Annotated in this window: 19 protein-coding genes; 10 read left to right on the top strand and 9 right to left on the bottom strand. The window is 35.2% G+C overall.

The window, feature by feature from the left end; genetic code table 11:
* Window positions 1-32: 32 nt before the first annotated feature.
* The gene (locus I5776_RS13980; RefSeq protein WP_202777000.1) at window positions 33-542 is read right to left on the bottom strand and encodes a CotY/CotZ family spore coat protein; all 510 of its coding nucleotides are present in this window, start codon (window positions 540-542) and stop codon (window positions 33-35) included.
* Between the two features lie 231 nt (window positions 543-773).
* On the opposite strand from I5776_RS13980, the gene I5776_RS13975 reads away from it, so the two are divergent.
* From I5776_RS13975 to I5776_RS13935, 10 genes are all read left to right on the top strand, one after another.
* The gene (locus I5776_RS13975) at window positions 774-1,127 is read left to right on the top strand and encodes a DUF1360 domain-containing protein (protein WP_202776999.1); all 354 of its coding nucleotides are present in this window, start codon (window positions 774-776) and stop codon (window positions 1,125-1,127) included.
* Between the two features lie 68 nt (window positions 1,128-1,195).
* Entirely contained in the window at window positions 1,196-1,327 is a 132-nt protein-coding gene (locus I5776_RS21630; protein WP_281397239.1) for a hypothetical protein, read from the top strand.
* 121 nt (window positions 1,328-1,448) lie between these two features.
* Complete coding sequence (locus I5776_RS13970) at window positions 1,449-1,922, top strand: YhcN/YlaJ family sporulation lipoprotein (protein WP_246483794.1); 474 nt, start codon at window positions 1,449-1,451, stop codon at window positions 1,920-1,922.
* 16 nt (window positions 1,923-1,938) lie between these two features.
* Window positions 1,939-2,415, top strand: coding sequence for a stage V sporulation protein AC (gene spoVAC / locus I5776_RS13965; protein WP_202776997.1), 477 nt, complete (start codon window positions 1,939-1,941; stop codon window positions 2,413-2,415).
* Window positions 2,415-3,431, top strand: coding sequence for a stage V sporulation protein AD (gene spoVAD, locus I5776_RS13960; protein WP_202776996.1), 1,017 nt, complete (start codon window positions 2,415-2,417; stop codon window positions 3,429-3,431). Before spoVAC ends, spoVAD begins: the two co-directional genes overlap by 1 nt.
* A 43-nt stretch (window positions 3,432-3,474) precedes the next feature.
* Entirely contained in the window at window positions 3,475-3,831 is a 357-nt protein-coding gene (gene spoVAE / locus I5776_RS13955; RefSeq protein ID WP_202776995.1) for a stage V sporulation protein AE, read from the top strand.
* 90 nt (window positions 3,832-3,921) lie between these two features.
* Window positions 3,922-4,083, top strand: a complete 162-nt coding sequence (yjcZ, locus tag I5776_RS13950; protein WP_202776994.1) for a sporulation protein YjcZ — start codon at window positions 3,922-3,924, stop codon at window positions 4,081-4,083.
* A 178-nt stretch (window positions 4,084-4,261) separates the two neighbouring features.
* Window positions 4,262-4,519, top strand: coding sequence for a sporulation-specific transcription regulator SpoVIF (gene spoVIF, locus I5776_RS13945; RefSeq protein WP_202776993.1), 258 nt, complete (start codon window positions 4,262-4,264; stop codon window positions 4,517-4,519).
* A 225-nt stretch (window positions 4,520-4,744) separates the two neighbouring features.
* A complete protein-coding gene (locus I5776_RS13940; RefSeq protein WP_202776992.1) occupies window positions 4,745-4,954 on the top strand; it encodes a hypothetical protein in 210 nt (69 codons plus the stop codon).
* Window positions 4,955-5,046: 92 nt separating this feature from the next.
* Window positions 5,047-6,309, top strand: a complete 1,263-nt coding sequence (locus I5776_RS13935; RefSeq protein WP_202776991.1) for an MFS transporter — start codon at window positions 5,047-5,049, stop codon at window positions 6,307-6,309.
* Between the two features lie 19 nt (window positions 6,310-6,328).
* Here the strand turns inward: I5776_RS13935 and I5776_RS13930 are convergent, their stop codons facing one another.
* From I5776_RS13930 to I5776_RS13895, 8 genes are all read right to left on the bottom strand, one after another.
* A complete protein-coding gene (locus tag I5776_RS13930) occupies window positions 6,329-6,976 on the bottom strand; it encodes a YitT family protein (protein WP_246483793.1) in 648 nt (215 codons plus the stop codon).
* A 133-nt stretch (window positions 6,977-7,109) separates the two neighbouring features.
* Window positions 7,110-7,886 (bottom strand): ATP-binding cassette domain-containing protein, encoded by a 777-nt coding sequence (locus I5776_RS13925; RefSeq protein WP_202776990.1) that lies wholly within the window; start codon window positions 7,884-7,886, stop codon window positions 7,110-7,112.
* Window positions 7,886-8,662 carry an aliphatic sulfonate ABC transporter permease SsuC gene (ssuC, locus tag I5776_RS13920; protein WP_202776989.1) on the bottom strand — a complete coding sequence of 259 codons (777 nt, stop codon included), beginning with the start codon at window positions 8,660-8,662 and terminating at the stop codon, window positions 7,886-7,888. Before ssuC ends, I5776_RS13925 begins: the two co-directional genes overlap by 1 nt.
* Before the next feature lie 19 nt (window positions 8,663-8,681).
* Window positions 8,682-9,665 (bottom strand): sulfonate ABC transporter substrate-binding protein, encoded by a 984-nt coding sequence (locus I5776_RS13915; RefSeq protein ID WP_202776988.1) that lies wholly within the window; start codon window positions 9,663-9,665, stop codon window positions 8,682-8,684.
* A 150-nt stretch (window positions 9,666-9,815) separates the two neighbouring features.
* Window positions 9,816-10,193, bottom strand: coding sequence for a hypothetical protein (locus tag I5776_RS13910; protein ID WP_202776987.1), 378 nt, complete (start codon window positions 10,191-10,193; stop codon window positions 9,816-9,818).
* Between the two features lie 94 nt (window positions 10,194-10,287).
* A complete protein-coding gene (locus tag I5776_RS13905; protein WP_202776986.1) occupies window positions 10,288-10,710 on the bottom strand; it encodes a GNAT family N-acetyltransferase in 423 nt (140 codons plus the stop codon).
* Window positions 10,711-10,717: 7 nt separating this feature from the next.
* A complete protein-coding gene (locus tag I5776_RS13900) occupies window positions 10,718-11,230 on the bottom strand; it encodes a YjcG family protein (RefSeq protein ID WP_202776985.1) in 513 nt (170 codons plus the stop codon).
* 85 nt (window positions 11,231-11,315) lie between these two features.
* On the bottom strand, window positions 11,316-12,005 hold the full coding sequence (locus tag I5776_RS13895; RefSeq protein WP_202780803.1) for an alpha/beta hydrolase: 690 nt from the start codon (window positions 12,003-12,005) through the stop codon (window positions 11,316-11,318).
* Between the last annotated feature and the right edge of the window lie 145 nt (window positions 12,006-12,150).

Genomic DNA, 12,150 nt, shown 5'->3' with positions numbered 1-12,150 from the left:
GGTAATCAATCATTTTTCAAGTTTCTTTCTTGTTAGCAGCCTGGTAAGTGAATGTCATCTAAGCATTGAATCGCTATAAATTTAGTTAAATCGACTGTTATACATGAATCAGAAAGCCTTAAGTTTTCTTGCGGTCTGTCGACTTGCGGGCAAGGGCTAGTCGTACATTCAGGTTCTAATACACGTAACACTGCACAGCATCCTTCAACATTTTCTACTCTAAAGAAAATGGATTTACAGAAGAAATCAATTTTGTCATGAATCTTTTTGCCGTCCTTATCACATGGGCAGTCGTGGCAGCCTTCATTTGGCTTAAAGAATGCTTCGAATGGGTTTCCATCTTCAGTAAAGAGAATGAACGGTCGTGTATTTTTTCTATGGTGATGTTTGTTGTTATTATTTGCACCTAATACAGGATTTAAACAATTCGTTGGACAATTGTTTTCATCTTCTTCAGCAGCATCTTGTAAATCATTTATAAAGTTTACTACATCGCATACACAATTCGAGCTTGAGTGATCATCATGATCTTTGTAACTCATTTAAAATTCAACTCCTTAATTTTTTGTAATGTACATCACATTAATAGAATATTGAAAATGACCTCATTTTGTTACGAATGTCTTGGCTTTTTTTGAAAAATAGGCATGGGATTTTATCCTATATACCAATAAGGAATCGGATTCCTCCCGTTTTACTAGACTTTTGCCTAGTAAAATATGGGAGCTACATAGTCTGATGAATGAAGAAGTTTTTACAAAGGGGAATGTTTCATGATACAGTCTTGGTTTTTATTAATATTATTTGGTTTAGCAAGCTTTCGGTTAACACGGTTAATCGTATCGGATAATATTACCGCGTTTATTCGGAAACCATTTCATAATGAAGTAGAAATTTCTGATGATGAAGGGAATATGTCAACGTATATTCAAATAAAAGGAACCGGGATTAGAGCTTGGATTGGTGAGTTATTAAGCTGTTATTGGTGTACTGGTGTTTGGTGTTCGTTTGTACTGTATGTGACATGGTTAGTGTGGCCATTTGTAGTCGAACCTGTCATCATTATTCTAGCTATTGCAGGAATAGCAGGGATAATTGAAACGATTATTACAAAAATCCTAGACTAGTGCACGAACAACCCGTTTTTTACAACATAGTATAAATTATAGGTTCTTATTAGAAAGGATGTTGTGAAATGAAAAAACAAAGTGGGAAAATTCCGGTTTTACCAAATTATCAATTAGGGCAAAGTCAAGTAAGCTCCACAGGGGCTGGGACATTGATAAAAAAAGGTGGCTGCGGTTGCGGCAAAAAAAAGAAAAAATAACGGGCAATCGCCTGTTATTTTTTTTGATGTTTTTTCCCTACCTTTATTTTCCACATCATAAATAAAACATTTCAGTTAAAAATAAATGGTAGCTGACGAAATTAATTTGAGGGGAAATATGATGAAAAATTCATTGCTAATCAAAACTTGGCTGTTAATCATCGTTCTACTAATGATTGGTTGCAGTCACGAACAAGATAGTAAAGAAAGTCGATTATCTTTAATGAAAACAACACAGCCGGCTCCGGTAAAGATAAGAGAACAACAAAATCGCTCTATTTCAAAGCAAGTAAAAAATGAGGTGTTGCAAAACGAGGCAATTTATGATGCTGCAGTCATTGAAGGAGACAAAAAGGTTCTTGTTGCATATAAGGTGAAGCATTTTTACCGATTTAAAATGAAAAAGATTGAAAAAAACCTACAAAAGCAACTGAATCATCAATTTCCAAATAAAAAATTTATCGTATCAAGTGATTACAAAATATTTCTTGAATCGGTCCGTCTTAAGGAAGCAATAACTGATCAAACCATTTCCCAAAAAGAAGCGAAAAAACGATTTAATGAAATTATTAAATTAACGGATGAAATAACATAGAAGGAGTGTGCCCTTAATGTCGAATATTAACAAAACGAAAACTCCTCAACAAATTCAATATGATCAATTAGAAAAAAAGCATGAAATTAAGCGACCACTTCTAAAAAATTGTATTCGTGCATTCTTTATAGGTGGTTTAATTTGTGTTATTGGACAAGCGGTAACCTATTTCTATATTTACTTTTTTAATTTCACAGAGCAAACCGCTGGTAATCCAACTGTTGCCACGGTGGTCTTTTTATCTATGCTATTAACCGGATTTGGAATGTATGACAAGCTTGGCCAATTTGCAGGTGCGGGTAGTGCTGTACCTGTTACAGGATTTGGTAATGCCGTCATTTCAGCAGCCATCGAACATCAAACCGAAGGATATGTTTTAGGGGTTGGAGGAAATATTTTTAAATTAGCTGGTTCCGTTATTGTTTTTGGTGTGTTTTCGGCATTTGTTGTTGCTTTAATTAAAACGATCCTCATTCAATGGGGGGGATTTTAATGTTAAAAGGATCACAAACGTGGATCTTCGCCAATCATCCGGTTATTTCTGAGACGGGTGTTGTTGGTGGACCATTTGAGAAAAATGGAAATCTCGCAGATGATTTTGATAAGCTCCACGAGAATCTTTGGATGGGGCAAGACTCATATGAAAAAGCGCAAAGAATATTGATCGAAGATGCTGTTGACATTATTTTAAAGAAAACAGGAATTAAAGAAGAAAAAATTCAATTTTTCTTAGCGGGTGATTTAATTAATCAAATCACGCCATCCAGTTTTGCTGCTAGAACCAATCAGATTGCAAATATTGGCTTGTTTAGTGCATGTGCCACATCTATGGAAGGACTTGCACTTGCATCATTTATTATTAATTATCAAGGGGCAGAAAAAATCATTACTGGAGCGTCTAGTCATAATGCATCAGCGGAAAAACAATTTCGATATCCAACTGAATATGGCGGACAAAAGCCTCCAACTGCCCAATGGACAGTGACGGGAGCAGGATTCGCATTAGTCTCATCCGGTATAAATGTAACAAAACCACATCCAAGGGTTACATCAGCAACGATTGGAAAAGTAATTGATCTCGGTATTTCTGATCCCTTTAACATGGGGGGAGCAATGGCACCAGCCGCAGTGGATACGATTGAAAGGCATTTTCAAGATTTGCAAATTGATCCTTCCTATTATGATCTTATCGTTACAGGAGATTTGGCAACTATTGGTCGGAATATTGCCTTAGATCTATTTCAGCAAAAGGGACTACAAATAAATGAAGAAAAGTTTAATGACTGTGGTTTATTAATTTATAAAAAAGATCAGCCAGTCCAATCAGGTGCGAGTGGACCTGGCTGTTCAGCAACTGTATTATACGGACATTTATTAAATCAAATGAAAAAAGGTGTATACAAAAGAATTTTGGTTGTAGCAACTGGTGCACTTCTTTCCCCGCTATCATTTCAACAAAATGAAACAATACCTTGTATCGCACATGCGGTTTCCATTGAGTATATGTAAAGAAAAAAGCTTTGGATATATTGAAAAGAAAGGTGGTATGAACATGTTAGCAATGTTTTTTTGGGCATTTATTATCGGTGGGATCATTTGTTTAATCGGTCAATTATTATTTGATGTAGCCAAATTAACTCCAGGACATACTTTAAGTTTAATGGTGGTTATCGGAGCCATTTTATCCGGTTTAGGTTTATATGAACCATTAATTGATTTTGCGGGAGCTGGTGCAACCATTCCTATTACAAGTTTTGGGAATTCGCTTGTTGAAGGGGCGATGAATGAGGCAAATAAACATGGAATAGTCGGAGTGTTAACTGGAATGTTTGAAGTTACCTCATCGGGAATTTCGGCTGCAATCATTTTTGGTTTTATTGGGGCTCTAATTTTTAAACCAAAAGGATAACTTTCATCTGCTTTTATTTTTTTGAGCCCATACACATTTATCACACCTAACATATTCTATAGTGAAAACACATAAGTGAGGTGAGAGTAAATGTTCGGATATGGCGGATACGGCGGCGGTTACGGTTGCGGAGGCGGCTGTGGTTATACTGGCGGTTACGGCTACGCTGGAGGTTTCGGCGGTGGAAGCACATTTGTATTGATTGTTGTGTTATTTATTTTGTTAATTATTGTAGGAGCAAGCTTTTGCTAATATAAAACTAGAATAAGGATGAGGTAAAACCATTTGTTTTACTTCATCTTATTTTTTTGAAAACCATCAAATCACAGTAATGACAATTGCTGTTTTTATTCTCGTCCGCTTTTGACTTTCACCTTTTTTATCCTCCTTTCATAACATAATGTAGTGGAAAGGGAGGGCGAGAAAAAGTATGGAAAATAATTTTTTCAAAAATATCGAGAAAAAAACGGGTGTTAATATGAAAGACATCTTTGAATTGGCAAATTCTTTACAAAATGCAAATTTTAAAGATGAAAATACCGTACGCGGCATTATTCAACGGGTTTCCCAAATTGCAAACAAACCTGTTTCAAAAGAAATGGAAGATAAGATGGTCAACTCTATTGTTAAAGATGGAAAAAGTATTGATATGAATACGATCTCAAAAATGATAAACAATAAAAAGTAATTTCAAGATGGCTTGCATTTTTATGCAGGTCTTTCTTATTGCTGTCCAGCTCCAGCGCCTAGCCCCTCGAGGTCAAATAACCTTCGGCAATAAAAGTCAAACGGCGGACTTTTTTTGCCGAAGATTATTTGCTTGTCGGGGCTGACCAAGGCGCTTGCGCTTTTCTATGTTTTTGTAGAAAGATTTAGGGTAAAGATGGATATACATGATTAAAGGGGGATTGTCATGGGATATCGTTTACCACTGGCTCATGAAGCTTACACTCAATACAAAATCCGTATGTATCAAAAACCGGCAGAGTATATCAAGTTACTTAACACCTCAAAAATTGCTAACCCACCAAATCAAAAAGAGTCACAAACGAAAAATAATCAATTCCAAAAAATTTTAGCAGACCTTACAGGAAAGGGGAAAAACATTAACAAATATATTTAAGGATCGTTCAATTTTTGTAAAATATGGTTTGATAAATATGCTTAAGGATGGAGATTCTAAGTCATGTAAAGCTTTTTGGAAGGAAGAGTGTCATGTCGGAGAATAAACCATCAGTGTTAACCGTTATAGCAATTGGATCCATCCCATTAATAATGACATTAGGAAACTCCATGCTAGTTCCTATTTTGCCAAAAATGAAATCAGAGCTCCATCTATCACAATTTCAAGTAAGTTTAACGATTACCGTATTCTCTATCGTTGCAGCTATCTTTATTCCTTTGCTTGGGTACTTATCTGATCGATTTTCCAGGAAAGTAATTATTATCCCTGCACTATTTCTATACGGAATCGGTGGATTACTAGCCGGTTTTGCTTCCGCATGGTTTTCACATGCATTTATATGGATACTAATCGGCCGAAGCTTACAAGGAATTGGTGCAGCGGGAACAGCACCGATTGCAATGGCATTAACAGGCGATCTCTTTAAAGGTGCCCAAGAGAGCAGAGTGTTAGGGTTGGTAGAAGCTTCAAACGGATTTGGGAAGGTATTATCGCCGATATTAGGTTCGTTAATTGCTTTATTAGCATGGTATGGAGTATTTTTCGCTTTTCCTGCGATATGTGTTATTTCTATATTATTAACATGGGTATTTATTAAAGAGACATCAAAGAAAAAAAATCCGCCTCCATTTGGAAAATATGTAAAAGGTCTTCTTTCCGTTTATAAAGAGGAAGGACGTTGGCTATTTACAACCTATTTAGCAGGAGCAACTTGCTTGTTTACTTTATTTGGAATTTTATTTTATTTATCTGATGTTTTAGAAAAACAGCATCATATTAATGGTGTAATAAAGGGTTTAATTCTTGCCATTCCCTTACTGGTTATGTGTACAACATCCTATATTACAGGTAGTAAAATAGGAAAAAACCAACCGGTAATGAAAAAATTAATTGTTTTAGGATTTCTGTTCATGACGATTTCATATGGACTTTTGACTTTTATTAAGCCATTAATTCTTTTTATTTCAATTCTAGCATTGAGTAGTCTTGGTACCGGATTTGTGCTTCCATGTATTAATAGCTTAATCACAAATGCAGTTGGAGCAGAAAGAAGAGGATTTGTCACATCACTTTATGGTTCAGTACGTTTTCTAGGAGTCGCTATTGGTCCGCCTGTATTTAGTCGACTTATGGAGTGGTCAAAAATGGGTATGTTTCTCTCAATTGCCGGTTTAACTTTTGTTGTGGGTATTTTAGCCTTACTGCTCATACATCCGAAGAAAGAGGGAGCAAAGTCTAAAAATAAAAAGGAGAGAAACAATTTTACTAGCTTACAACCGATTGAGGGTAGATAATTTATAAATTCTATACCAATTACTTCTTTCGAAATTGCGGCTGCAAAAATGATAGGACATTTGGTGGAACATGTAAATGAAAAATCCAGTCAATAATCTTTGTGGAAAACCATTGACAAATAACGGCTTGTACAACAATTTGCCAATTTATAATATAAGAAATAATGATAAAAATAACCCCGTTTATTAAAAATAACGGTTTCCCTGGGGGAATACGTCTTGCTTTTGAAATAATAAGTGCGAGAATACCGATTCCTCCATGTGAAACCCCTTGCCTTAGCAGTAATCCGACGCCAATTCCTAATGTAATAGAGCCAATGAAAAGATCGATCCAGACATTTTGGAAAGATAAGTGAACATAAACTTCAAATAAATTAACCGCTATAGAAGTACCTGTAATCCCAACTAATGTTCCGATTGCACTTGAAGTACCTAAATAATGAACTGCAATTAATAACATGGAGGCATTTATGATAAAAAGTCCGATACTCATCGGGAGAGAGAACCAATAATTAAGCAACACTGTTAACCCGCCCGCACCTCCGGAAGGAATAAAATGAGGAAATAAAAAACTTCCCATAGCAAATCCTTGTATAATTGAACCTATAAGAATATATAAGTATTTCTCCGAAATTTTTCGTAGGAGATGAAAATTATTTTTAATCAATACTACCAGTCCTATTAGAAAATATTTGTTCGTTTATATGTATGTATTATAATTTCTGTGTATGCCTCCAACTACTTTATAGTGGTCAAGAAGGCAATCAACGAAAATTTGGATTGCCCTTTTGACCATTTTATTAAACAAAGGATTCATACGATTTTTTTATGAGTTGAGAATGCTTTTTTGGAATTTCCAAAATTTCATTTAGTATCATTTCAACAATGTTTTGAAATGCTACATGGCTTCTCGGTCTTGGTCTAGGTAAAGGGACTCTTACATCCATTGCTATGTTCCCATCTTTAAGAATAATGATTCGATCTGCTAATGAAACGGCTTCTTCCACATCATGTGTTACTAAAAGTGCAGTGAATTTTTTTTGTAACCAAATTTGCTCGATTAGTCCTTGCATGTCTAATCTTGTCAAGGCATCAAGTGCTCCGAGAGGTTCGTCTAATAAAAGAAGCCGTGGTTTATGGATGAGTGCCCGTGCAAGTGCCACGCGCTGTTTTTGCCCACCAGAAAGCTTTTCTGGCCATTCGTGAATCCGTTGATCAAGATCAACACTACGCAGAACCTCTATCACGTCATTTCTAGATTCACGTAAGAGTCCTAATTCTACATTCTCGCCAACCGTTTTCCAAGGAAGTAAACGTCCATCTTGAAACATTAATCGAGATTCCTGATTTAATTTATCTAGTGTCTTGCCATTCATTACTATAGCACCACTATCGGGCTTTTCTAAACCAGATAGGAGGCGTAGTAAGGTACTTTTTCCACATCCGCTTTTGCCAACGATGGCAATAAATTCTCCTTCTTGAATTGTAAGTGTAAGATTTTTTAATACAGATGCGTTTTTATAACTTTTATTAATATTTGTGAGTGTAATATGATCTTTTTTGACTTTGCTTCTCATCAGTCAATTCCCCTTCGTTGATAATTTGGATGCCATTGAAGCCATTTTTTTTCAAAAAACTTGGCGATTATATCAGAAGCCTTTCCTAATAAAGCATATAGTAGAATGCTTAATACAATGATATCCATTTGCATAAATTCTCTTGCAGTCATCGCCATATAGCCGATTCCTGATGTTGATGAAATGGTTTCAGCGACAATAAGTGTCACCCACATAATTCCTAAAGAGAAACGAACACCAACAAGAATCGAGGAAAGAGCACCCGGAAAAATGATATGGACAAAGAGGGGGAGACCCTTTAAACCATAGCTTCGTCCCATTTCGATTAATCCCTTATCGACGTTTTTAATGCCATGATAGGTATTGAGATAAATAGGGAATAGAACCCCGGTAGCAACGAGGAATATTTTTGCTTCCTCTTCAATTCCAAACCATAATATGACTAATGGGACAAGAGCAAGATGAGGGATATTCCGTAGCATTTGTATGGAAGTATCTAATAATGTTTCAGACGTTCGAAAGATGCCATTCAAAAGTCCGAGAATAAAACCGATACTTCCTCCAATGAGAAAACCAAGTAAAGCCCTCCATAAACTAACCCACACATTATGAAATAACTCTCCGTTATTGATTAAATGAAATGCCGCAACAAACACATCAGAAGGAGCCGGTAAAAAATTATCGGATAAGATGTGGAACTTTGTGAAACACTGCCATCCTACAACGATGAGAACGGGAATTCCCCAGGGCACAAGTTTCTTTAAGAATGTTTTCACTTATAGGCATCCTTTCGTTCTAGTTTTCATTTAAATTGAGGACATTCTCCTTTAAGCTTACTTTTTTTGGAATAATTTTTAACTCGTAAAACGTATCAGCGATATGTTGTTGTTCGTTGATAACTTCATCCGTTATTTTTTCAACACCGTAAGTTCTTCTTTCAATTGCCTTAAGCATGGAGGATTTCTCAATTCCGAGCAAATGAGAAAGAAGCTCAGCTGCTTCTTTATGATGATTATTCGCCCATTCCGACGATTTTTGCACTTCCTTTAAAACCACTTTTAAAATGTCCGGATTTGCTTTCGCAAATGCAGAAGAAGCGACAAAATAATCACGGTCGGATGTTAACCCTTTGCCATTTACGAGTAATTTAGTATTAGGTAATTTTTCAGCATCTGCCGTAAATGGGTCCCATACGACCCAAGCATCAACTTTATTTTGTTCGAAAGCAATTCTTGCGTCACCTGGTGCTAAATAAGCAGGTTCAATATCATTTATTGAAATATCCGATTTTTTTAACGCATTAATGAGTAAAAAATGGGAGCTTGAACCTTTTGCAAAGGCAATTTTTTTCCCTTTGAGATCAGCTAAATTTTTGATTGGTCCATCTTTTTTTACAAGGATGCCGGAGCCTTGATATTTAGATATTCCCGATGCAACATAAAGTAGTGAGGATCCTGCTGCTTGTGCAAAAATAGGTGGAGAATCACCGGTTCTGCCAAAATCAATACTGCCAGCATTTAATGCTTCAAGTAATGCCGGACCCGCTTGGAATTCAGACCATTTTACCTTATAACCATGTGATTTTAATTCTTTTTCCAATGTACCAAGTTCTTTTAGAATGACTAATGGACAATTTTTCTGATAGCCAATTTTCAAAACTTTTTCTTCTGAAGAAGCTGCCTTTGTATTCTCTTTATTACACCCACTCAAAATTGTTGATATGAATAAGATGAAAAGTAAAAAGGGGATTAATTGTACATGTTTTCTTTTCAGATTCATCGCATCCTTCCTAAATCTTTTGTGCTAATGCCTAGGTAATTATTCAATATAAGATATGTAGGAGTGATAATTAGGTACCTGAATTTTGGAAGTTTGAAGGAGGAATAAGTAAAAGGGAGAATTAGACAAAAAAAAACCAGTAAACTGGTTTTATAAATTGGCTTCTACGATTTGATTAATTTCTTCCAGTAGGTAGCGGATATCTTCTCCTTCAGTTAAGTTTATTTTTATTTCTTTCAGTGCCTTTTCTTTAATGATGTCGGTTTTTTTCTCTTTTTTTTCGGTGCCATTAATTAAACTTTTATTACCTTGCTGATCGAGAATCCAAAAAATATAATTTAAATTTGGATTTTCTTCAGGATAGCTAAAAATAATAATAAAATGTATATCAAAGTATTGATCGAAGAATTGCATAACACCTCTTACGTAATTTTCCTCATTTTTTGAAGAGGAAAGAGAAACACGATATTTATGATTTAAACCAATTTGTTCAAGTTCATCCAATATGTATTCAATAAACAGCTTCATAATATCCTCCTTTAGTAGTAAGCTTTCCTAAAGGTGGTATTTTTATAAAATCATCTAAAAAGAAAATGAGGGCATCTTTTGATACCCTCATTCATTAAATGCGTTTTTCCATCGTTTTATGAGGAATTCCAGCATCCATAAACTCCTCTGAGATAACTACATAGCCTAATTTTTCATAAAAAGGGATGGCATGCGTTTGCGCATTAAGTTTTAAGACGTGAACATCTTGCTGTGCTGCATATTGTTCAATTGCATCCATCACTATTTTGCCGGCACCTTTGCCGCGATAAGCAGGCAGAATACATATTCGTTCTACCTTTCCCTTTCCATCAAGGATTCGGAAACGCCCGGCTCCGGCCGCATTATTTTCATCATATAAGACAAAATGCTTTGAAGCTTCTTCGTATTGGTCAATTTCTTCCTCAACATCGACATGTTGTTCTTCGACAAATACTGTTTTTCTAATAGAAAATGCATCATTTAATTGTTCGTCTGTTTCTACTTGAATGACTTTCACAGTGCAATTATTCCTCTCCTAGGCGATATGTTTCATAAACGGTCCATTGACCACTTTCAAGTTGATATAAAAGATGAAAACGATCGATCACTTCTTCATGCTCGATTCCAACCATACTTAGCTGTCCGTAAATATCAGAATGTTCGTCATTTGATAACTTTTGACCAATGGTAATATGAGGTACAAAAGAATACTCTGGATCTTCACCAGGCAGTTCACTGTACAATTCTTTGTGTAATTGTTCAAGTTCTTCTGTCGGTTCCACTTTGAAATAAATTGTATTATTTACAGGTTGGAACGAACTAACCTTTGATACATGAATCTTCATCGGGTGATGCTGTTTAGATAATTGTTTAAGTTTATGTGAAATCGTTTTAATTTCATCATCCGTAGATTCAAATACATGTTTTAGAGTAATATGAGGAGGAATCAGCGCATAATGAGGATCATATCTTTTTCTGTAGGAATTCACAAGATCTTGTAGTTTCTTTGATGGAAACATGACAATACCATATTTCATTTGTTATTACCTCCTTTAAAATACTTGAATTAATACCATTATAACAATTTTTCAAAAAATTTAACATAATAAACTATGTTTCAGCCTATAATGCATGTTTCAATGCTCTTTTTAAATCAGGCTGCCAAAACTTCCACGTATGATTTCCTTCAAATTCCTCATAAAAATTTTGAAAACCTTTTTCTTCGAATAGTTGATGAAGTTCGCGATTTGGCGTCAGAAAATCTTGAATACTTCCATTTGTAGTCTTCACTTCAGTTTCTCCCTTGCCAATAATATGATATATATCTAGCAGATGGGGGGCTGGATGATTTTCGACAAGTTGTAATACTTGATCATTGACCAACGGTGATTGCAAGATAACTTTTCCAAAAATATTTGGATATTTAACTGCAGTCATTAATGAAACAGTTGCTCCAAGTGAATCTCCAATTAATATGCGCCCATTTCCAACGTGATATGTAGGATATTCTTCATCCAAAAATGGAACAAGCTCATGTGCTAAAAAACGAATATAGGCATCATTTTGTTCACCTTCAGGATGGTATTTCTTTCGCCGATCATTGACATTTTGATAGGGAATGCCCACAATAATAACGTTTTCAATTTCATCTTTCTCCAATAACTCATCCGCCACTCTCGCTATTCTTCCTAGTTGAAAATAATCCTTCCCATCTTGCGCAATTAATAAATTATATTTATACAATGGGGAATAATTGGCAGGTAAATATACTAGGATAGTTAAATTTTCCCCTAATACTTTACTCTCAAACATTATTTCCGTAATCGTGCTTTTTTGTGTACTCAATTTACTTCCTCCTATCTATTACCTATAATTTTACTTCGAACTAATTAAAAAAGAAAATAATTTTTATAGCTAAAAAATAGTTGACATAAGAGTGGATGCATAATATATTTAT

This window comes from Heyndrickxia vini, from assembly GCF_016772275.1.
Lineage (GTDB): Bacteria > Bacillota > Bacilli > Bacillales > Bacillaceae_C > Heyndrickxia > Heyndrickxia vini.
This window is presented reverse-complemented; position numbering and strand designations above follow the sequence as displayed.